We start from the raw sequence: 22,132 nt of genomic DNA, 5'->3' as shown, positions 1-22,132 counted from the left end.
GATTAAAATGGCAGGAGCAGTTTTGACAGGAAAATACCGCAATGTTTTTAAAGAGTGCGGATATTCTGAGGATGAGATAACAAAAAGAGTAGAGCAGACATTTGAAACCATTTTTTATGGAAAAGAGGAGGAAAGGTTTTACCATGAAGTGGGAGATGACATGGCTTATATGGAGGATACCGGAAACCATGATGTCCGTACCGAAGGCATGTCCTATGGGATGATGGTCTGCGTACAGATGAATAAAAAGGAAGAATTTGATCGTCTCTGGAAGTGGGTACGCACTTATATGTATATTGAAAACGGACCAAATAAAAATTATTTTGTCTGGTCCTGCGGGTTAGATGGAAGTAAGAATGCAGACGGTCCTGCTCCGGATGGAGAAGAATATTTTGCAATGGCACTGTTTTTTGCGTCTGCACGCTGGGGAGACGGAGAAGGAATTTTTAATTACGGCGCAGAGGCAAAAGCGATATTAAGAGAATGTGTCCACAAAGGGGAAGCATCACATCCGGGAGAGCCAATGTGGGAGCCATCAAACAAACTGATCAAATTTGTGCCGGGATTTGATTTTTCTGATCCATCCTATCATCTGCCGCATTTTTATGAGTTATTTGCAAAAAATGCAGATCCCTGTGACCGGACATTCTGGGAACAGGCAGCGGAGGCAAGCAGAGGTTATCTGCATTTGGCATGCCATCCGAAGACCGGATTGTCTGCCGAGTATGCGGATTATGATGGAAAGCCTCATATTGGGCATCAGGAAATTTTCGGACGTCATGACTGGTATTACAGTGATGCTTACCGTACCATTGCAAATATAGGCATGGATCATCTCTGGTTTGAAAAAGATCCCTGGCAGGTTGAGATCGCAAACAGATTACAGAACTTTTACTGTGCCGAGCAGAAGGAACACTGGGACGGAGTATTTCTGACCGATGGAACAAGATTAGAGGAGAAGGCACTTCATCCGGTTGCCATTGTTGCAGTAAATGCACAGGCATCTTTAGCGGCAGACGGGCCATATGTGAAAGAATGTGTGGATCGTCTGTGGGATACGCCGCTTCGTACCGGAGACAGAAGATATTATGATAATTTCCTTTATATGTTTGCAATGCTCGCACTTTCCGGAAATTACCGGATCTATCAGAAGTGATGTTTTATACAGGAATGGGGATGGAAATGAAAAAACAGGTATATAATCCATATCTGCCATCATGGGAATATATCCCGGATGGTGAACCATATGTTTTCGGGGACAGAGTTTATGTTTTTGGATCACATGACAGATACAATGGGCATGTGTTCTGCCTGAATGATTATGTGTGCTGGTCTGCGCCGTTAGACAGTCTGGGGGAATGGCACTGTAGTGGAACCATTTACCGGAAAACAGACGACCCTTTGAACAAAGACGGGAAAATGTGTCTGTATGCACCGGATGTGACAAGAGGGGCAGATGGAAGATATTATTTATATTATGTTCTGGATAAGGTATCTGTTGTATCTGTGGCAGTAGCAGAAAAACCGGATGGCCCGTATAAGTTTTATGGGTATGTGCATGATAAAAACGGAAACCGGATCGGGGAGCGCAGTCAGGATGAACCGCAGTTTGATCCGGCTGTACTGACAGAGGGCGATAAAACGTATCTCTATACAGGATTTTGTGCGTCGAATGATGCGTCAAGGCACGGTGCTATGGGAATGGCACTTGGTAAAGATATGCTGACAGTCATAGAAGAACCACGGATCGTTCTGCCAAATCATGTTTACGGAAAAGGAACCGGATTTGAAGAACATGAATTTTTTGAGGCACCGTCAATCCGGAAAAAGGGAGATTATTACTATCTGATATATTCTTCTGTTGTGATGCATGAACTTTGTTATGCAGTCAGTAAAAATCCTCTGGAAGGTTTTACTTATGGAGGCGTGATCGTCAGCAACTGTGACATTGGCATTACAAATGGTAAACCGGCGGAAAAACCTGTGGCATATGGTGCAAATAATCATGGAAGCATCATAGATATCATGGATCAGTGGTATATTTTTTATCACAGGCATACAAATCATTCCTGGTATTGCAGGCAGGGATGCGCAGAACCGATCGTATTTCAGGGAGAACGTATCTGTCAGGCAGAGATGACATCCTGTGGACTAAACGGAAGTCCCTTAAGAGGAGAAGGAACATATCCGTCTTATATCGCATGCAACCTTTTTACGGACAAAGAAGAAATGTATGTCGGTGGGGAAAAACAGCCGTATATTATGCAGGACGGGTGTGATGGTGATTATGTCCCTGCCTATATTACAAATATGACAGATCATGCAACAGCAGGATTTAAGTATTTTTCCTGTAAAGGAATCAAAAAATTAGGAATCTGTGTCAGAGGATATGCAAGAGGAGAATTTGAGGTCCGGACTGTATGGGATGGTCCTGTCTGTGGAAAAATTCCTGTTGAGTTTACAAATGTGTGGGAAAACTATGAGGCACCTGTGAAAATAGAGGATGGAGTACAGGCACTTTATCTGACATTTCGCGGAGAAGGTACTGCAGATTTAAAATGTTTTACGTTTGACGACAATACATAAGTTATCCTTTACTTTAATATGTAAATTTCCTATAATAAACATTTATAAAAACGAAAAAGGAATTTATATATTATGAAAAAAAGATTGATAGCAGCACTTTGTGTAGTTGTATGTATGGCAGGTCTGGTACATGTTTCAAAAGGGAGCAGTGTACCGGATAAAAATATAAAACATTTTACCGCTTTTTTTTCGGTAGAAGGAGATACGTTAGAACCAAATAACGAAATCCGGCAGAAGATCGCACAGCTGACAGGTGCAGATTGTGAGGAAATATGGCTTGTCGGGCAGACAAAGGAAAATGCATTGAATGCTTATATAGTGAATGGGGAATATCCGGATTTTATATCAGGAGAGGTCAGTTTATATGAAGCAAATGCATTGATACCATTAGATGAATATTGGGATAAATATCCGAATATCAAAGGATACCTGACTAAGGAACAGTGGGACAGATTCCGGCAGGCAGACGGTCATATTTACTGGATTCCGCAATTTGGAGTATCCCATGGGGAAGATGTGGAGGTAACACATACCGGAGAGGCATTCTGGATACAGACAAGAGTATTGAAATGGGCAGGATATCCGAAGATTCATACCGTAGATGAATATTTTGATCTGATCGAACGCTATGTTGCAGCAAATCCTGCGATGGAGGATGGAACGAAAAATATTCCGTTTACGGTGCTGTGTGATGGATGGAGATATTTCTGTCTGGAAAATGTGCCGCAGTTTCTGGATGGTTATCCGAATGATGGAAGCTGTATTGTTGATCCTGATACGCTGCAGGTAGTGGATTATAATACGACAGATACGGCACAGTGGTACTTTAAAAAGCTGAACGAAGAATTTCATAAAGGGATTCTGGATGCAGAATCTTTTACTGCAACTTATGATGATTATCTGAAAAAGCTGTCTACGGGTGCTGTGTGTGGCATGCCGGATCAGTGGTGGCAGTTTTATTATGCAATCGTGGGTATCTATGACCAGAACGGATTGCGGGATTTAGGGTGTGATTATGTCCCTCTGCCAATTACACGTGAGGAAGGAATCAAAAATAAATGGCATGTGACACGTTCCGCAGAACTTGACAGTTCGACGGGATTATCCATTACAGTATCCTGTCAGGATATTGATGGAGCCATGCAGTTTATCAGTGATCTGATGGAACCGGAGATTGTTAAGTTACGTTTCTGGGGAGAAGAGGGAATTGATTATTCTGTTGATGAGAATGGCATGTTTTATATGAATGAAGAACAGGGAGAGAGACGGAGCGATCAGGAGACTGCAGAAAATCATTTCTGTTCTTATTCTTATTTTCCAAAAGTAGAAGGGCTTCTGCCGGATGGAAAAAATGCATTTTCCATGGAATATCAGTCAGCGGAGTTTTTGAAAAATCAGCCACAGGATGTGAGAGAATGTTTTGAGGCTTATGGGGTTACAAATTATGTTGAGATGCTTGGAACAAATGAAGCGCCTGGCGCCTGGTATCCGATGTATTCTTACACAACAGCACTGTCAGTTAATTCACAGGCAGGGCAGATCAGGGAACAGTTAGATGAGGTAAAACATAAATGGCTTCCGCAGGTTATCATGGCAGATGATTTCGATACTGCATGGGAAAATTATATGCAGGAGTATAACGCATGTGATCCGGCTGCATATCTTGAAGATCTGCAGTCAGAGGTAAATAAAAGAGTGGAACAGGATATCTCTGATTAGGAAGCAGAAATGAGGGGTTATGGTAAAAAACGGGGGATTAGAACAGTATCCGGTAGGAAAGGATATGGCGGGGAAAAGAAGACCAGTAACCGTACATGAAGATGGTACGGTTACTTTTTACATGTATGCACCGAATGCAAAAGAGGTACAGGTTGCAGGTGCAGGCGGTTATTTTTCAAATGAGAAAATTACACTGGAGTCAGATGGAAGGGGAGGATTTTGTAGAACAGTACCTAAGATGCACTGGGCAATGCATTACTATTTCTGGTTTGTGGATGGCGAGCGTGTCTGTAACCCGGATGCAGGAATATCCTATGGCTGTTTTACACCGATTAACACGTTTGAGATACCGGAAGATGGTGTAGATTTTTATTATGCGAAGGAAGTTCCACATGGTACAGTGCATATCTGTAAATATGTATCAGAGGTAAGCGGACATCTGAAGGAATGTTATGTTTATACGCCGTATGGTTATGAACAGGATCTGGATGAAACCTATCCGGTTTTATATCTGCAGCATGGGGTTGGGGAGAATGAGACCGGATGGATCTGGCAGGGAAAAATGAATTATATTATGGATAATCTGATCGCAGAAAAAAAATGCGCACGGATGATTGTTGTTGCAGGCTGTGGTTATGCATTTTATAAAGATGAAAAACCGGTATTTTATCCTGGGGATTTTGACCGGGAACTGATATATAATATAATTCCTTATATAGAAAAACATTTCCGGACGAAAAAAGGCAGAAATAACAGGGCGCTGGCAGGATTGTCATTAGGTTCTGCGCAGGCGACTGACAGCGTGGCGAAACATATGGAGCTGTTTTCGGCATTAGGAGTTTTTTCCGGTGTTGCGCTTCATGAGATTGAGCGGATCTGTCAGAATGAGCATCAGCTGGAAGAAGTATTTTTATCCTGCGGCAGTGAAGAAAAAGAAATCAGACACGGTATGGATGAGATGCAAAAAAAGTTGATCCAGGCAGGAAAACCTTGCAAAACTTTTGTTTATGAGGGTTATCATGAATGGCATGTCTGGAGAAAAAGTCTATATGATTTTGTGCAGCTGCTTTTCCGGTGGGATTCCTCTGAGATGGCAGATATTGCATGTATGGAAGATGTAAAAGTGGAAGATACACAGTTGAAGATCCAGACGAAAGAAGAACAGATGCTTTTCTTTGATCCGGTGTATCGTCAGATTCAGTTTGAAACAGATAAAGATGGAAAACCGGCAGGAGTATACCCGGATGTTTTGCACGGTGTCGTTGTTTTAGAACCGGGGATGGCAGAATTTAATTTTTATGCACCGGAGGCGTCAAAGGTGACCGTAAAGGTAGATGGCTGCGAGGAGCAGGCATTAGAGCGGTCGCAAAAGAAAGAAGGATATTGGACAAAAGTAGTGAAAAATATCACAGGTGGATATCACAGAGTATGGTTTTCTGTAAATGGAACAGCAGTTCTGAATCCGGATGCACCGGTGGGGTATGAGGATGGAACAGCGGTAAATTATCTGGAAATGGAAGAGACGGATTTTTCACTGGCAGAACTGGCAGATGTGCCGCATGGGCAGATACACATCCACTATTTTTATCATAAGGAAGCAGACAGAGTTGATATGATCTATACTTACACATCTGCAGGGGATTCTAAAACAGTGCAGAACCGGGAAAATGTCATCCTGTTAAAGGCACTTATGGATGAGACGGCATCCTGTTTTCTGCATCAGGGAAAGGCAGCCAATATAGCTGACCGCATCAGCACAGAAAAAGACGGAGTAAAGCAGCTATTAATTATGGTGAATGAAGATGCATCAAAGGAGCAGATAAATGAAGTCTTACATAAGTATGGTGTCTGCGAAGAAATGAAAGTAATAGAGCGGATGAAAGGGGAAAACTGGACTGCTTTCAGACACCGGCTGGCAGTGTTTATGGAGAGATAAAATGAGACTGATCGTAGAACAGAGTGCTTATTCAGGTGTCATTAAGATCGCAGAAAAAGTAGCGAAGGATGCAGAACTTGTGACTGGAAGAAAAACGGAATATCTGGCAGCAGAAAATATCACAGAAGATATGTTACGGGTGCCGGATGAATTAACAGTTGTGGCAGCAACGATAGGCAAAAGCGCAGTTCTGGAAAAAGAAGAGATAAGACGAAGGATTCCACTTGATCAAATAGAAGGGAAAAGAGAATGTTACTGTTTTGCGTTTCCAGAGAAAAAAGACAGTGAAAATCCACATCTTTTAGTGATCGCAGGCAGTGACAAGCGGGGAACGATATATGGTTTGTTTCACCTTTCCGAGCAGATGGGAGTTTCTCCATTTGTTGACTGGTGTGGGATAAAACCCTGCCATAGAGACAAAATTATTCTTGCGTGGGATATGAAGTGTGTTTCAAAAGAACCGTCAGTAGAATACCGGGGATTTTTTATCAATGATGAGTGGCCTGCGTTCGGAAACTGGTGTATGCATCATTTTGGCGGTTTTGGTACAGATATGTATGAGCATATTTTTGAGCTGCTTCTTCGTCTGAAAGGCAATTATCTGTGGCCGGCGATGTGGAGTGCAAGATTTGAGGATGACGGACCTGGCCTTAAGAATGCCATTTTAGCAGATGAATATGGCGTTATTATGGGAATGTCACACCATGAGCCCTGTTTAAGACAGGGAGAAGAGTATAAATATCTCCGCGGGAAAGGTTCTGTTTATGGTGATGCATGGAATTTTCGGACAAACAGGGATGGAATTATACGGTTCTGGGAGGACGGATTAAAACGGAGCGGACAGTTTGAAAATGTCATAACTGTGGGAATGCGTGGAGAGGCTGACACGGCAATCCTTGGAGAGAATGCTGCGGTTGCGGATAATATTGCGCTGTTACGGGAGGTTCTTAGGGTACAGAATCAACTGATCCGGGAAAATGTAAATAAGGATTTAGAAAAAGTACCGCGGATGCTTGCACTTTATAAAGAGGTGGAGGAGTTCTTTTACGGAACAGAAGATACGGCGGGACTTTTAAAGGAACCGGAACTGGAAGATATTATTTTGATGCTCTGTGACGATAATTATGGAAATTTAAGAACACTTCCAACAGAAGAGATGAGGAAACATAAGGGCGGATATGGGATGTATTATCATCTGGATTATCATGGATGGCCGGTTTCCTATGAATGGATCAACAGTTCCTATCTTCCTAAAATATGGGAACAGATGAGTATGGCGTATGATTTTGGTGTCAGGAGATTATGGATGGTCAATGTCGGTGATATTGCAACGCAGGAACTCCCATTGTCTTTTCTTATGGATATGGCTTATGATTTTGAGCGCTTTGGAAGCAGGGCGGTAAATTGTGTGCAGGAGTATGTCAGGCAGTGGGTTAGAAGATCTTTTGGCAGTTTTTCAGAAGAAATCAGACAGAAAATTGCAGAGATATTAAACGGATATACCAAAGTGATTCACAGGCGCAGACCAGAAGCATTGGGAGCGGATACCTATCATCCGGTCAATGAGGAGGAGAGTGAACGGATTCTGTCAGAGGCAGATGATATCATAAAAAAAGCAGAAGGAGTCCGTACAAAATTAAAGTGTGAGTCTGCAGATAATCAGGCAGCGTTTGCAGCACTTATTTATTATCCCGCTGTTGCGACAATGAATCTGGTGAAGATGCAGGTCTTTACCGGGTTAAATCATTATTATGCCGGAATCGGGGCGGCAATTGCAAATGATTATGGGAAAGAGGCAGCAGCGTGTTTTTCCTGTGACAGGAAACTTACCGAATGGTATCACCAGTTAGACGGGCAGAGATGGTATGGTATGGGAGCCTCACAGCATATCGGGTTTACGCACTGGAATGAGGATGAATGTCAGAATCCGGTTATCATGCAGGTCTTATTACTGGATAAACCATCGGTGATAGTAGCAGTGAATGGTACAAGCCAGCATGCCGAAGGAAGCATGTGGTTAGATAACAGAATGATACTGGAGAATTTCCGGAATCCGGAATGTATGGAGGCATATGTTACCGTTTATGGCAGGAGTAAGACAGAGAGCCATTTTTCTGTTAAGGAAAAAACGGACTGGATCAAAACAGATGTCACAGAAGGCAGTGTGGATGGGATTTTACACAAAAAACAGACAATTAAAATAACGATTGACGAGGGCAGTTTCCTTCAGGACAAAGAAAATGTAAGTGGAACACTTGTGATAGAAACTCCGGCGGGGCAGTGTGAGATAGAAATTCCGGTAAACAGAAAAAAATATTTGTCTGCAAAAAATGTTTTTGAAGATACGGCGGGATATATTTCTATTGAGGCAGAACATTTTTATGATGCAAAACCTGGTGCATGGATCAAAAATCCGGATGGAGAGAGTGGATTTGGCATTTTGCAGGGATATGGAAAAACATTGTCAGCCGTTAAATATTTTCCTTCGACGGCATATTTTTCATTGGATGAAAACGCACCTTATCTGGAGTATCGTTTTATGTTAAGAGAGGGCGGCACATATGAGATAGAATTTTATCTGCAGCCGTCAAATCCGGTGACAAGGGATAATGAGATCCTCTATGGTGTGCAGATGAATGAAGCAGAAACTGTGATTTATAATGAAGTAGACAGGGACTACCGTATCGGGGACAGGGAGGAAGCCTGGTCAAAGGGAGTATTAGAACAGATCCGGAAGCAATGTGCAGAGGTTGTCTGCCAGAAAGGGGAAAATGCTTTGCGTATTTATCCACTGACACCCGGATTTGTATTGGAAAAGTTTGTGATTTATCCGAAGGGATACAGGATCAGAGAAAGTTACTTAGGACCGGCGGAAACATTTCATACGTGAACATGTTTAATTGTAAAAAGTGAAATAAATGCGGTGCTTTTATATACTTTATCGGGTAGAAAAAGGAGCAGGGACTGCTACAATAAAAGAAAACGATAAAGATAAAGAGAGGGTATTGATATGAGAGGACCGGCAGCACCGAAAGATCCGGAAAAGGCAAGACCATATTTTTATATTATAAAAGAAAAAGATATTTTTGGATCAAGACAGGAAGACGGAACAGGGATACAGTTTATTTATGAGAATGATGGACGTCTGATCAACAGTGCGCAGATTGTTGGAAATATCACAGATGAAAAAATATTAAAACTGCTGGGGACAGTGGACGGGTTTGCAGAGCTTGTTCACAGTATCGGGATATCCGTGGAAACGGATGATCCAAATGACTCCGTCAATTTTATTTTCCAGATGTATGGAAAAAAAGATTTATATGGCGGCGGAACAAATCTTAAGGCAGAAGTAACCTGTGACGGAATGGAACATAAGATCTATCTGGCAGATGAAAAGTGGACAAAAGATGATGATGTTCCGGGACAGATCAAAGTAGTGTTTCAGACACCGGAGCAGATGGGAAAGCTCAGTGTCCGTTTTTATTTAAATGATGGATATGATGCACCGCCTGAGATCAAAGATGAGGCGGTGGATGCCGGTTCGGAAGCGTATTGTGAGATGATCAGTCATTCTTTAATGAATCTTGGAAATACATACCGTATCCGGAAGGCGATTGAAAAATCCAGGGCAGGAAAAGAGGTAACACTTGCTTATATCGGAGGATCTATTACACAGGGGGCAGGTGCAACGCCGATCAATACAGAATGTTATGCATATAAATCTTATCAGTTATTTCAAAAACGTTTTGCTGTATTGGATAATGTAAAATTTATCAAAGCAGGTGTGGGAGGAACGTCATCCGAGCTTGGAATGATACGGTTTGACCGGGATGTATTGAGAAATGGAGAAAAACCGGATATTGTAGTCATCGAGTTTGCAGTCAATGATGAGGGGGATGAAACGAAAGGAAACTGTTATGAGAGTCTTGTTCGGAAGGTATTAAATCTTCCGTGGAAACCGGCAGTCGTGCTTTTATTCTCTGTATTTGCAAATGACTGGAATCTTCAGGAGAGGCTGCGGCCGGTAGGAGAACGTTATGATCTGCCGATGGTAAGTATCATGGATGCAGTAACGCCACAGTTTACAAAGAAGAAGGAAGAGGGAAAAGTACTTTCGAAAAATCAGTTTTTTTATGATATGTTTCACCCGGATAATATTGGACATACCATTATGGCAGATTGTCTGCAGTATCTGTTTGAACGCTGTGAAGCGGCAGAACATGCGCGTCTGGATACATTTACCAAGGGGATGACGGAGGAAGAAATTTTAGAGCAGCAGCTTTTCGAAGGTACTGCGATCGGTGCAGATTTTGAACAGGTAAAACTGCTCGATAAGAGGGATACATATTCTTATGCTGACATTTCAGAAGGTGGTTTTGTCTGGACAGATACCAAGCTTCAGAGTGTGGAAATGGATACCGATCTTACATTAACGCCGGAATTTCCATATAACTGGATGTACGACGGAACAAAAAGCAAAGAAAACTGGTTTGAAATGACGATCCGGTGCCGGTCGCTCCTTCTGGTATTTAAGGATTCCGGAGAAGTCAATGTCGGAAAGGCAAAAGTATATGTAGATGGTGATTACTGTCTTACCGCAGACCCCCATATCAATAACTGGCAGCATTGTAATGCGGTGATACTTTTTGTGGAGAAGGAAAGAAAAGAACACAAAATCCGGATTGAGATCGCAGAGGAAGATCTGGAAAAACAGTTTACGATACTGGGATTTGGATTTGTGGAATAAGCACGGACAAAAGGTGCGCAAAAGACAGCGCAGGAATGGAGAATGACATGGTAACAGTAAAAAACCCGATTTTATGTGGATTTTATCCTGATCCTTCTATATGCAGGGCGGGGGAGGATTATTATATTGTAAATTCAAGTTTTGTTTATGGACCGGGAGTTCCGGTTTTTCATAGCAGGGATCTTGCACACTGGGAACAGATCGGTAATATTTTAGACAGAAAAGAGCAGCTTCCAGTAAAAGGAAGTGAAATTTCAGAAGGAATTTATGCACCAACGATAAGGTATCATAATGGAACATTTTATATGATAACAACGAATGTCAGCTATGGGGGCAATTTTATTGTGACTGCCAAAAACCCGGCAGGCCCGTGGTCAGATCCATATTATCTTGGAGAGGAGGCACCGGGTATCGATCCGAGCCTGTTCTTTGATGATGATGGAAAATGTTATTACTGCGGAACAAGACCGAACCCGGAAGGTGTAAGGTATAATGGGGATTGGGAAATCTGGGTGCAGGAGCTTGATCTTAACACCATGAAACTTGTAGGCGAAAGCATGGCGATCTGGAAAGGTGCGGTAAAGGATGTGATCTGGCCGGAGGGACCACACCTTTATAAAATAGACGGATATTATTATCTGATGCATGCAGAAGGAGGGACAGGTCCGGAACACAGTATCAGTATTGCAAGAAGTAAGAAGCTGTTCCAATGGTTTGAGGGATGTCCGAGAAACCCGGTTTTTACACACCGTAATCTTGGAATGGATTATCCGGTTGTTTATGCAGGTCATGGCGATCTGGTGGATGATGGTCATGGAAACTGGTATGTTGTCATGCTTGCATCAAGGCCATGTGAAAGACACAGCAGCATGGGAAGAGAGACATTCCTTGCAAAAGTGACATGGGAAAACGGATGGCCGGTCATTGCAGAGGGAGTCGGACATCTTGAGGAAGAACTTGAAATTCCAATGGAAGAATGCAGGCTGACAGAGGAGGTTGGTGCTTCTGATTATATCCAGTTCTGGGATGCAAAGTTAGACAAGCGGCTGGTAAGTATTGAGAGTTTAAATGGGGAGACTTATTCCCTGACAGAGCGTGCTGGCATGTTGAGACTCTATAACAGAAAGGAACGTATTGCAGATAAGAACAATTGTGCTTATTTTGGAATACGGCAGAAAAGTTATCAGTTCTATGCCGAGACCGGGGTAGAGTTTGAGCCGGTGCATGAGAAAGAAACTGCAGGTATGGTATTGTATCAGAATCATGCAAACCATCTTCGTATGGAGATCATGAGGAGAGATGGAAGAAAATGTTTTGCAGTGACATCCTGTATACAGGGAGAGGAAAAGATCATTTCTGTGACACCGATGGATGGTAATGAAAAGATAACCAGAATCCGTATTTTGTGTGACAGGCAGAAAGCATGTGTATGGATTCAGACAGGAGAAGAATGGATTTTGTGTGCGAAAGATATCAGCCTTCTTCCGTATACAACAGAGGAAGCCGGAGGGTTTGTAGGCTGTACGATCGGTATGTATGCATCTGCAAACGGAGTGGAAAGTCAGAATCATGCAGATTTTGGCTGGTTTCTTCAGAAAGCACTATAAAATGTCATTGCAGGGAATAAAAATATTGCGTATAATAGATATATACGTTGAGAGCAGGCAAAAAAAGTGTCTGCTCTCTTTCGGTTATGTGAAAGACAGCGCAGGAATGGGTATTTTTATGGAAAAATTATTGAATCGGATAGATCATTATATGAATAATCTTACGATCAAAAAGAAATTTTATATATTTTATATTTTATGTGTTCTGATTCCATTGATCATTACGGATAGTGTAGTCATTTTTATGGTCAGTAAATTTGACAGGGAACGCAAAGTGCATGAGATGGCAAATATCGCAAATGCGGTAGAATACAGTATCAGCAGTATGGCTGGAAATGTGCGGGAGATCGCAAACAGTATCTATACAAATAAGGACTTTAATAATTTTCTGTCAAAAAAATATTCGGATTCTGCGGAATATGTTTCGGCTTATCAGCAGTTTTTTGGTAATACATTGTTAGAAAATGCATTAGGAATGAACAATATGGTTTTTACATTGTATACGGACAATGATACCATTGTAAATGGCGGACGTGTAAACAGCCTGAAAAAAATAAAAGGGACACAGGGGTACCAGATCTTAAAGGATAGTGGAAAAAGCAAGAGAATCTTTTTTGTCTATGATGACAGCAGCTCGAAGATGACAAAAGAACGAAGGATCATCTATCTGCAGAAGATGGATTTTTATGATGCTGGTACGGAAAAATATCTGAAAATTGAATTTGATTATAATAGTATGATACGAATACTCAGAAACATGAATTATGATAATGAGGTTTTGGTATGTGAGGGTGACCGGATTGTTCTTTCTAATGGCAATTATGGAAGTTATGGAAATGAATTTCAGAGTATAGAGGGAAATACGAAAGATGCATATAAACATTCATTCAGTTTTTATGGGACAGAGCTGCAGATTTATGTAAAAAAAGCAGAGAATGGATTTTGGAACGGCATTAAAAATGAAATGCCAATATTACTGCTTCTTGTTATGATAAATGCTCTTTTTCCATTTTGTTTTGTACAGATTTTTAACCGGTCATTTACGAAGAGGATCACAGAACTCAGCAGGGTATTTAAGTCCGTGGACAGTGATCATCTGATCCCGATGTATTATGAGGGTGGAAAAGATGAGATCAGCAGCATGATACGGAATTATAACCGCATGGTAGACAGGACGAATGAACTGATCCAGACAGTATATAAAAATAAGATCCGGGAACAGGAAATGTTAGTAGGACAGAAAAATGCAGAGCTTTTAGCCCTGCACAGCCAGATCAATCCACATTTTCTGTTTAATGTTCTTGAGAGTATCCGAATGCACAGTATTCTGAAAAATGAAAATGAGACGGCAGATATGGTGGCAAAACTTGCCATCATGCAGAGACAGTATGTGGAATGGGGAAATGATTCCGTAAGCATTACAGATGAGATCGAATTTGTAAAAGCATATCTGGCTCTTCAGAAATACCGGTTTGGGGACAGATTAAATTACAGCATTGATGTGGAGGAAGGGTGTGATACATACAGGATTCCTAAATTAACGATTGTAACATTTGTTGAAAATGCCTGTGTACATGGGATTGAGGGGAAAGCATCGCCGGGATGGATATTTGTGAGAATAAACAGACAGGATGAAAAACTTTATATTGAAATTGAAGATACGGGAACCGGAATGGAAGAGGAGAAAATTTTAGAACTGGAGAAGAAAATGAATAGTGCCAATATTGAAATGTTAAAAAGCAATGGAAGAGTTGGAATCTTAAATGCCTGTGTCCGCCTTAAACTGGTTACAGAAAATCAGGTAGAGTTTCAATTAGACGGAGAAGAAGGTGTGGGAACTACGGTTCTGATACAGATACCATTGCAGTATGTATAGGGGGGATTAGGGAAATGTTAAAGGTTTTACTGGTTGATGATGAACCCTTCATTTTAGAGGGACTGAAGCATCTGATTGATTGGGAACAGGAAGGATTTGAGATTGCAGGGACGGCTGCAAATGGACTTGAGGCATTGGAGTTTTTACAGAAGAAAAAGGCAGATCTGATCATTGCAGATATCAAGATGCCGCAGATGACGGGATTAGAACTTTTAGAGAAAATCCGTAAAGAATCAATTTCTGATGCATGTTTTGTGGTTTTAAGCGGATATGCGGAATTTGGATTTGCACAGCAGGCAATGCAGCATGGGTGCACAGATTATATTTTAAAACCGGTAGACAGAGAGATCCTGTTAAAGATGTTAAACAAGGTGATGGCTTTAAGCAGTCAGGAGAAGTCGGACATTGAAAAGAATAAAAAAATGAAACAGGCATATCTGGCAAGACATATTATTTCACTTGTCCAGGGAAAATTTGACCAGCTTAATCTTGAATATGTCCGTGAGCATATGGAATGTACGAAAGGCGTACGTTATGTGGAAATCCAGATGGAAGAGATTTTTGATGAAGAAAAAACGTCCGATCAGGAAATGAGGGTGGCACAGAGAAAACTTTACCATCTGTGTATGGAATATTTAAAGGAAGATGCCGATTTATGCGTGTTTGATGTATCGGTAAATGAAAAAATCTATGATGTTTGTTTTTTATATTTTGACCGTGTTGCAAAGAAAGCAGGGATGTCAGAACAGGATTATTTAGAACATTTTCGTGAGTATCTGGAAAATAATATGAATCAGCCGGTCATTATGTTAGTCGGGAAAAAGGTACAGGACATCAGTAATATAGCAAGGTCATATGGCAATACCTGTATGCTTCGTTCTTTTCAGGGATTCCGGAGTAAAAAACAGATTTACTATTATGAAGAGGAAGTTCAGGTATCGCCGGATGGTATTGTTTTATGTAAGGAAAGTTTAGATGGGCTGTTAAAAATGATCGAGCAGAACAATCATGTCGGAATCCGCAATGCGGTGGAATTTTTCTATGAAGAAATGGGAAAAAGGGGAATCTGCGGTGAGACAATGACGTTGAATATCAATTATCTTCTGTTCCAGCTGATCCATCTTGCCTGTGAGCAGGATGATGATGTGAATCAGGAAAAAATCTTAAGGCTGATCAGTGAAAGCAGCTTTGAGACCGGGGTAAAGAGAGGAAGTAAGGCACACCTGACACGTTTTGCCTGTGAATATGCAGACTATCTTTCACAGCTTCGGAAAAATGTTTCCAGAGGTGTCTTAAGTATGGTAGAAAAAGAAGTGAAAGAAAATTTTGCATCAAATATCACGTTAAAAAGTCTGAGTGAAAAATATTATGTCAACAGTGCATATTTAGGACAGCTGTTTCGAAAAAAATACGGACAGTCATTCAAAGACTACCTAAATAATTACCGAATGGAACAGGCAGCAGACTATTTGCTTCATACAGATAAGAAGATCGCACAGATCGCAGAAGATGTGGGTTATCGTGACCTGGATTATTTTGTAAACCGTTTTATACAGGTAAAGGGCTGTACACCGGCAAAATTCCGGAAGAACATGTTACAAAATTAAAATAGCAGAAGTACAAAAAAGGCACTGGAAGCATCTAAGCTCCAATGCCTTTTTATATTTTAGAAAAATCCTAGAAATCTGTTAAATCAGCAGCTCTTCTCTCTAAGAAAGCAGTCATGCCTTCTTTTTTGTCGTGGGTAGAGCAGGTTACGCCGAATAAGTTTGCTTCCATCTCAACAGCGTTCTTGATGTCCATATCATAACCGTTGTTGATAGCTGCTTTTGCAACGGAAACAGCATAGCTTCCTTTGGAGATGATTTTCTTTGCCATAGCTTTTGCTGTGTTCATTAACTCTTCCGGAGCAACTACTTTATTTACAAGACCGATGCGGTAAGCTTCTGCTGCATCAACGGAATCACAGGTAAAGATCATCTCTTTTGCGCGTCCCATGCCTACTAAACGGGCAAGTCTCTGTGTACCGCCGAATCCAGGAATGATTCCAAGACCTGTTTCTGGCTGTGCGAAAGTAGCGTTGTCAGATGCGATACGGATATCACATGCCATGGAAATCTCACATCCACCGCCAAGTGCAAAACCATTTACAGCTGCGATCGTTACCTGACGCATGTTCATTAATTTGAAGAATGGTACGGAAGCTCTCATACCGAAAGCTCTTGCCTCTGCTGCAGTAAAGTTTACCATCTCAGAAATATCAGCGCCTGCTACGAAAGATTTGAATTCGTTGCCTTTCTTGTCAGGACCACCTGTTAAGATTACAACTTTGATGTCGTCTCTTGCCTCGATCTCAGTTAAGGCTGTGTTTAACTCGTCTAAAGTCTCGCTGTTTAATGCGTTTAATGCTGCTGGTCTTGAAATTGTAAGAACTGCAATCTCCTCAGCAACTTCCAGTTTTAAATTGTTAAAATCGCTCATCGTTTGGAACCCTCCTGAATAGTTTGATAAAAAATTAACAATATACGTTATTAATAGCGTACAGCTTTTCCTAGAATTTGTCAATAGATTATGGGAAAAATTCACTATAAATTCGGTAGAAAAAGTGCTATGATAGGTGGTATGATATTTTGACAAAGATACAGAAAAGAGGAAAAACCATGGGCACAAGCAAATCATACTTATCTAAGGTAGTAAAGGAGATGCCGGATTCAGGGATCAAGGACTTTTTTGATATTGCAAATACGATGGAGGGAGCATTGTCACTTGGTGTCGGCGAGCCGGATTTTCCGACACCGGAACATGTCAGGGAGGCAGCGATCGCCTCTATAAAAAGGGGAGAGACAAAATATACGGACAACCGTGGCACCGTAGAGCTTCGTGCGGCAGCTGCAGAATATCTGGAAAAGTTCGAACTTCATTACGACAGGGAAGATGAGATATTGATCACAATGGGGGCAAGCGAAGGAATAGACCTGGCACTTCGTGCACTGGTAGATCCGGGGGATGAAGTACTGGTTGTGGAGCCTTGTTATGTTTCCTACATTCCGTGTGTAGAATTATGTGGAGGTGTTCCGGTTTCAATTCCATTAAAAGCAGAAAATAAATTCCGTCTGACAAAAGAAGAACTGGAAGAAAAGATCACAGATAAAACAAAGGTTCTGCTGATCTCATTTCCGAACAATCCTACCGGAGCGATCATGGAAAAAGAAGATTTAGAGGCGATCCGTGAGGTTGTGATCGCACATGATATTTTTGTGATCACTGACGAAATTTATGCAGAGCTGACTTACGGCAAAAAGCATGCGTCGATTGCAGCACTGCCGGATATGTATGAACGATGTGTGGTATTAAATGGTTTTTCAAAGGCATTTGCAATGACAGGATGGCGCATGGGTATCGCAGCAGGTCCGGCGGAAGTCATTTTCCATATGAATAAGATCCATCAGTTTACAACCATGTCTGCAGGAACGACTTCACAGGTGGCAGCCCTTGAAGCACTGACAAGTCCGGTTCGTGACGAAGAGATTGAAGTCATGCGGAAGGAATATGATGAGAGGCGAAAGATCATGGTGGACGGATTTCAGAACATGGGACTTGATGTGACAGAGCCGGAAGGTGCATTTTATGTATTTCCATCGGTGAAAAAGACAGGACTTACCAGTATGGAATTTTGTAACCGTCTGTTACAGGAGCAGAAAGTAGCAGTCATTCCGGGGGATGCATTTGGAAATTGTGCAAAGGGTTATATCCGCTGTTCTTATGCTTATTCCAAAGACATTATCCGGCAGTGTTTGGATAAGATCGCAGTATTTGTCAGCCGGTTTGACTTAAAGTAAAGTGCTGAACTGTGTAAAAATGAGCACAGAAATGAAGAATATTATAAAAGAAAGTTTGAGAGATACATGTTAAAAGATTACGACTTAAAGCAACTGGTATCCCCATTATTAAAGTGGTTTTTAAGCCATGCCCGCATACTGCCGTGGCGTGAAGAACCGACGCCATACAGGGTGTGGATTTCAGAGATCATGCTCCAGCAGACAAGAGTGGAGGCAGTAAAATCATATTTTGAACGTTTTACGAAGGCATTGCCGGATGCAGGTGCACTTTCTGTCTGCCCGGAGGATGAACTTTTAAAACTCTGGGAGGGATTAGGGTATTATAACCGTGTCCGGAATATGCAGAAAGCTGCTGTGGAAGTCGTGGAAAACTATGGTGGACAACTTCCGGCAGATTATGAAAAACTGTTGAAACTGAAAGGAATCGGTCATTATACAGCAGGTGCGGTTGCGTCTATTGCATATGGAATCCCGGTTCCGGCAGTCGATGGGAATGTGCTTCGTGTTTTAACACGCGTTTCGGCAGATGATACGGATATTATGAAACAGTCTTTCCGGAGTGAGATGGAAGCATTGTTGGAAGAACTGATGCATGGGACTGGTGACAGAAATGAGAAAAATATATTCCCATGGATGGAGGATGCAGTGGATCTGAGGGCACAGGTATATCATGGAAACCTTGCCGGTGCGTTTAATCAGGCGCTTATGGAACTTGGAGCGACAGTCTGTGTGCCAAACGGTGCGCCGTTATGTGAAGAATGTCCGTGGGAAAAACTGTGTGAGGCAAAAAAACAGGGACTGATAGAACAGATACCGGTCAAGAGCAAGGCGAAACCGCGTAAGATCGAGAAAAAAACGGTTCTGATCTTAAGGGATGATCAAAAGGTTGCAATCAGGAAAAGACCGAGAAAGGGACTTTTGGCAGGACTGTATGAACTTCCAAATGTTGAGGGAAATCTGGGGCAGGAGGAAGTACTTTCTCTGGTAAAAGAGCTGGGATATGCACCAATCCGTATTCAGCCGTTGGGGGATGCAAAACATATTTTTTCCCATATAGAATGGCATATGACAGGATATGCGGTCCGTGTGGAGGAACCGGAAATGCAGCCACAGGTGCAGAGCGAAAAAATTGGTACAGACGGATTATTATTTGTGGATGCAGAAGATGCGAAAGAAAAATATGCCATACCATCTGCATTTGCTGCTTATGCGAAATATATGAATATTCTTCTTGGTAGTGAAAAGAACAGATAAAAAAGAGGGAGCCGGTGCAACAGCACCGGCTATTCATTATGAAAAAGAGTGTGTATGGAAAGTGAAGTGATTCACTATTTGCTGGGAGGAACCTTGCTTATCAGATAAGCAAGGCTGCCTGACTTACATCAGGTATGAAAAAAAGTTCTATGAAAAATTTTAACTTGTTGCCTTAACTTTGAGTTTAGTATACCGGGGAATTGTGACCGTCGTATGCCTTGTTTGTGAGAAATATGTAAATAAAATATGAACAACTACGGAATATGGTAAGAATTAAGAATATCTAAAGAAAAAATTGATTGGTTTGCAGTGGGAAAATGTGTATAATAAAGTGGCTATGATGTTATGAAAATCGGAAAACAAGGAGGATTTTATGTACGATTGTATCGTGATCGGCGCAGGAATTGCAGGTGCTGTCAGTGCGAGAAAACTTGCGGAAGAAGCCGGAAAGAAAGTGCTGGTTTTGGAGAGACGCAGTCATATCGGAGGCAACTGTTATGATGAGCCGGATGCACATGGAATATTAATACATAATTACGGACCACATATTTTTCATACAGGAATCGAGGAAGTGTATCAGTATCTGTCAAGATTTACGGACTGGTATGCATTTGGGCATGAGGTGGTAGCAAAGGTTGGAGATCGTCTGATCCCGGTTCCATTTAATTTAAATACACTTCATATGGTATATGATAAGGAAAAAGCGGATGCCTTAGAGCAGAAACTGATCGCTGCATACGGTGAGGGAAGCCGTGTACCGATCATGAAATTACGTGAAAATGATGATCCTGATATCCGTGAGATAGCACAGTTTGTATATGAAAATGTATTTTTAAAATATACAATGAAGCAGTGGGGACAAAAACCGGAGGATATCAGTCCGGAAGTAACAGGACGAGTTCCGGTGCTGGTTTCCTATGATAACCGTTATTTCCAGGATAAATATCAGGGAGTACCCAAAGAAGGATTTACACCGATGTTTGAGCGTATGTTAGATCATGAGAATATCACGGTTGAGACAGGTGTTGACTGCAAAGAACGGCTACGTTTTGAGGAAGATCAGATTTATTTTGATGGAAGACCGTTTGATGGGGATGTTATTTATACAGGTGCACTGGATGAATTGTTTGACTGTCAGTTTGGAAGACTTCCGTACCGTTCCTTAAGATTCGATTTTGAACATTATAATGAAGAATCTTATCAGGGACACAGTGTGGTCAACTATACGGTCAGCGAAGATTTTACGAGAATTACAGAGTTTAAATATCTGACCGGACAAAAAGACACGGATGGAACCACGATCGTGAAGGAGTATCCGTTTGCTTATACAGGAGCGGAAGGAGAAATTCCTTACTATGCGATCTTAGAACCGAAAAACCAGGAACTGTATGAAAAATATCATGCACTTGCAGGCAGACTGCCACATTTTTATCTGCTTGGACGACTGGCAGAATACAAATATTATAATATTGATGCGATGACGAAAAAAGCGATGGAACTTGCCGATGCGATCATGGCAGAAAATACAAAAAACTGATCGGAGGATTTATATATGAAATTAATGACATTTGCGATTCCATGTTATAACTCACAGGATTATATGGAAAACTGTATCAAATCACTGCTTCCGGGAGGTGATGATGTTGAGATACTGATCATTGATGATGGATCAAAAGACAGTACCGGAGACATTGCAGACGCTTATGAGAAAAAATATCCGGGGATCATCCGGGCGATTCATCAGGTAAATGGAGGACATGGGGAAGCAGTTAATGCAGGTATCCGCAATGCGACAGGACTTTATTTTAAAGTGGTAGACAGCGATGACTGGGTAGATGGGGAGGCTTATAAGAAGATTTTAGATAAACTTCGTGAGCTGACCGGCGGCAATCAGACGCTTGATATGTTTATTGCCAATTATGTCTATGAAAAAGAAGGTGTACGCCATAAAAAGGTAATGCATTACACAAACCTGCCGAAAGACCAGATTTTTACATGGAATGATGTGTCACGCTTCCGGAAAGGCCAGTATATCCTGATGCATTCTGTGATTTACCGTACAAAACTGTTGCGGGAATGTGGATTGGAATTGCCGAAACATACTTTTTATGTGGATAATATTTATGTGTACAAACCATTGCCGAGCGTAAAGACGCTGTATTATATGGATGTCGATTTTTACCGTTACTTTATCGGAAGGGAAGATCAGTCAGTCAATGAGAAGGTGATGATCAGCCGTATCGATCAGCAGATCAAGGTAAATAAGATCATGGTGGATGAGTTTGATCTCTGGAAGATTCCAAACCGCAAACTGCGCCATTATATGTTTAATTATTTAGAGATTATTACAGTTATTTCTACGATCATGCTGATCCGCTCCGGCACCGAGGAAAATCTCCTGAAAAAACGTGAACTCTGGAAGTACATCAAAGACCACGATATCCGTTTATTCCATCATTTACGTGCAGGAATCATGGGGAATGCAATGAATCTGCCGGGCAAGGGAGGCAGAAAGATCTCGGTTGCTGCATATCGTTTGTCGCAGAAAGTAGTTGGATTTAATTAAGA

The 22,132-nt window shown here is 41.5% G+C and carries 14 protein-coding genes; 13 read left to right on the top strand and 1 reads right to left on the bottom strand.

Annotation, left to right across the window (positions count from 1 at the left end):
- Nucleotides 1-7 precede the first annotated feature (7 nt).
- The 9 genes from ACDD58_RS19050 to ACDD58_RS19010 all read left to right on the top strand — a co-directional run bounded on the left by ACDD58_RS19050 (nt 8) and on the right by ACDD58_RS19010 (nt 16,078).
- Entirely contained in the window at nt 8-1,156 is a 1,149-nt protein-coding gene (locus tag ACDD58_RS19050) for a glycosyl hydrolase family 8 (RefSeq protein WP_117921955.1), read from the top strand.
- 26 nt (nt 1,157-1,182) lie between these two features.
- Complete coding sequence (locus ACDD58_RS19045; RefSeq protein ID WP_370778706.1) at nt 1,183-2,586, top strand: family 43 glycosylhydrolase; 1,404 nt, start codon at nt 1,183-1,185, stop codon at nt 2,584-2,586.
- Between the two features lie 72 nt (nt 2,587-2,658).
- Nucleotides 2,659-4,305, top strand: a complete 1,647-nt coding sequence (locus tag ACDD58_RS19040; protein WP_370778705.1) for a sugar ABC transporter substrate-binding protein — start codon at nt 2,659-2,661, stop codon at nt 4,303-4,305.
- Nucleotides 4,306-4,324: 19 nt separating this feature from the next.
- The gene (locus ACDD58_RS19035) at nt 4,325-6,241 is read left to right on the top strand and encodes an alpha/beta hydrolase-fold protein (protein ID WP_370778704.1); all 1,917 of its coding nucleotides are present in this window, start codon (nt 4,325-4,327) and stop codon (nt 6,239-6,241) included.
- A 1-nt stretch (nt 6,242) separates the two neighbouring features.
- Entirely contained in the window at nt 6,243-9,131 is a 2,889-nt protein-coding gene (locus tag ACDD58_RS19030; protein WP_370778703.1) for a glycosyl hydrolase 115 family protein, read from the top strand.
- A gap of 120 nt (nt 9,132-9,251) precedes the next feature.
- Nucleotides 9,252-10,988 carry an SGNH/GDSL hydrolase family protein gene (locus ACDD58_RS19025; RefSeq protein WP_370778702.1) on the top strand — a complete coding sequence of 579 codons (1,737 nt, stop codon included), beginning with the start codon at nt 9,252-9,254 and terminating at the stop codon, nt 10,986-10,988.
- A gap of 47 nt (nt 10,989-11,035) precedes the next feature.
- Nucleotides 11,036-12,595 (top strand): glycoside hydrolase family 43 protein, encoded by a 1,560-nt coding sequence (locus ACDD58_RS19020; protein WP_370778701.1) that lies wholly within the window; start codon nt 11,036-11,038, stop codon nt 12,593-12,595.
- Between the two features lie 118 nt (nt 12,596-12,713).
- Nucleotides 12,714-14,471, top strand: coding sequence for a sensor histidine kinase (locus ACDD58_RS19015; protein WP_370778700.1), 1,758 nt, complete (start codon nt 12,714-12,716; stop codon nt 14,469-14,471).
- A gap of 14 nt (nt 14,472-14,485) precedes the next feature.
- Nucleotides 14,486-16,078 carry a response regulator gene (locus ACDD58_RS19010; RefSeq protein ID WP_370778699.1) on the top strand — a complete coding sequence of 531 codons (1,593 nt, stop codon included), beginning with the start codon at nt 14,486-14,488 and terminating at the stop codon, nt 16,076-16,078.
- 70 nt (nt 16,079-16,148) lie between these two features.
- Here the strand turns inward: ACDD58_RS19010 and ACDD58_RS19005 are convergent, their stop codons facing one another.
- A complete protein-coding gene (locus ACDD58_RS19005; RefSeq protein WP_117921934.1) occupies nt 16,149-16,952 on the bottom strand; it encodes an enoyl-CoA hydratase-related protein in 804 nt (267 codons plus the stop codon).
- Nucleotides 16,953-17,131: 179 nt separating this feature from the next.
- Between ACDD58_RS19005 and ACDD58_RS19000 the strand changes: the two genes are divergently transcribed.
- From ACDD58_RS19000 to ACDD58_RS18985, 4 genes are all read left to right on the top strand, one after another.
- Nucleotides 17,132-18,310, top strand: a complete 1,179-nt coding sequence (locus ACDD58_RS19000; protein WP_370778698.1) for a pyridoxal phosphate-dependent aminotransferase — start codon at nt 17,132-17,134, stop codon at nt 18,308-18,310.
- Nucleotides 18,311-18,376: 66 nt separating this feature from the next.
- A complete protein-coding gene (locus tag ACDD58_RS18995) occupies nt 18,377-19,564 on the top strand; it encodes an A/G-specific adenine glycosylase (RefSeq protein ID WP_370778697.1) in 1,188 nt (395 codons plus the stop codon).
- Nucleotides 19,565-19,937: 373 nt separating this feature from the next.
- Complete coding sequence (glf, locus tag ACDD58_RS18990; RefSeq protein WP_118210348.1) at nt 19,938-21,101, top strand: UDP-galactopyranose mutase; 1,164 nt, start codon at nt 19,938-19,940, stop codon at nt 21,099-21,101.
- 15 nt (nt 21,102-21,116) lie between these two features.
- On the top strand, nt 21,117-22,130 hold the full coding sequence (locus ACDD58_RS18985) for a glycosyltransferase family 2 protein (RefSeq protein WP_186899594.1): 1,014 nt from the start codon (nt 21,117-21,119) through the stop codon (nt 22,128-22,130).
- The last annotated feature ends 2 nt before the right edge of the window (nt 22,131-22,132 follow it).

Origin of the sequence: Roseburia sp., from assembly GCF_041325975.1 — a bacterium.
Classification (GTDB): Bacteria; Bacillota; Clostridia; order Lachnospirales; family Lachnospiraceae; genus Roseburia; species Roseburia rectibacter.
This window is presented reverse-complemented; position numbering and strand designations above follow the sequence as displayed.

Coding starts and splice junctions, on each gene's coding strand:
- ACDD58_RS19050 (WP_117921955.1), top strand. CDS start 8: ATGGCAGGAGCAGTTTTGACAGGAAAATACCGCAATGTTTTTAAAGAG.
- ACDD58_RS19045 (WP_370778706.1), top strand. CDS start 1,183: ATGAAAAAACAGGTATATAATCCATATCTGCCATCATGGGAATATATC.
- ACDD58_RS19040 (WP_370778705.1), top strand. CDS start 2,659: ATGAAAAAAAGATTGATAGCAGCACTTTGTGTAGTTGTATGTATGGCA.
- ACDD58_RS19035 (WP_370778704.1), top strand. CDS start 4,325: ATGGTAAAAAACGGGGGATTAGAACAGTATCCGGTAGGAAAGGATATG.
- ACDD58_RS19030 (WP_370778703.1), top strand. CDS start 6,243: ATGAGACTGATCGTAGAACAGAGTGCTTATTCAGGTGTCATTAAGATC.
- ACDD58_RS19025 (WP_370778702.1), top strand. CDS start 9,252: ATGAGAGGACCGGCAGCACCGAAAGATCCGGAAAAGGCAAGACCATAT.
- ACDD58_RS19020 (WP_370778701.1), top strand. CDS start 11,036: ATGGTAACAGTAAAAAACCCGATTTTATGTGGATTTTATCCTGATCCT.
- ACDD58_RS19015 (WP_370778700.1), top strand. CDS start 12,714: ATGGAAAAATTATTGAATCGGATAGATCATTATATGAATAATCTTACG.
- ACDD58_RS19010 (WP_370778699.1), top strand. CDS start 14,486: ATGTTAAAGGTTTTACTGGTTGATGATGAACCCTTCATTTTAGAGGGA.
- ACDD58_RS19005 (WP_117921934.1), bottom strand. CDS start 16,952: ATGAGCGATTTTAACAATTTAAAACTGGAAGTTGCTGAGGAGATTGCA.
- ACDD58_RS19000 (WP_370778698.1), top strand. CDS start 17,132: ATGGGCACAAGCAAATCATACTTATCTAAGGTAGTAAAGGAGATGCCG.
- ACDD58_RS18995 (WP_370778697.1), top strand. CDS start 18,377: ATGTTAAAAGATTACGACTTAAAGCAACTGGTATCCCCATTATTAAAG.
- glf (WP_118210348.1), top strand. CDS start 19,938: ATGTACGATTGTATCGTGATCGGCGCAGGAATTGCAGGTGCTGTCAGT.
- ACDD58_RS18985 (WP_186899594.1), top strand. CDS start 21,117: ATGAAATTAATGACATTTGCGATTCCATGTTATAACTCACAGGATTAT.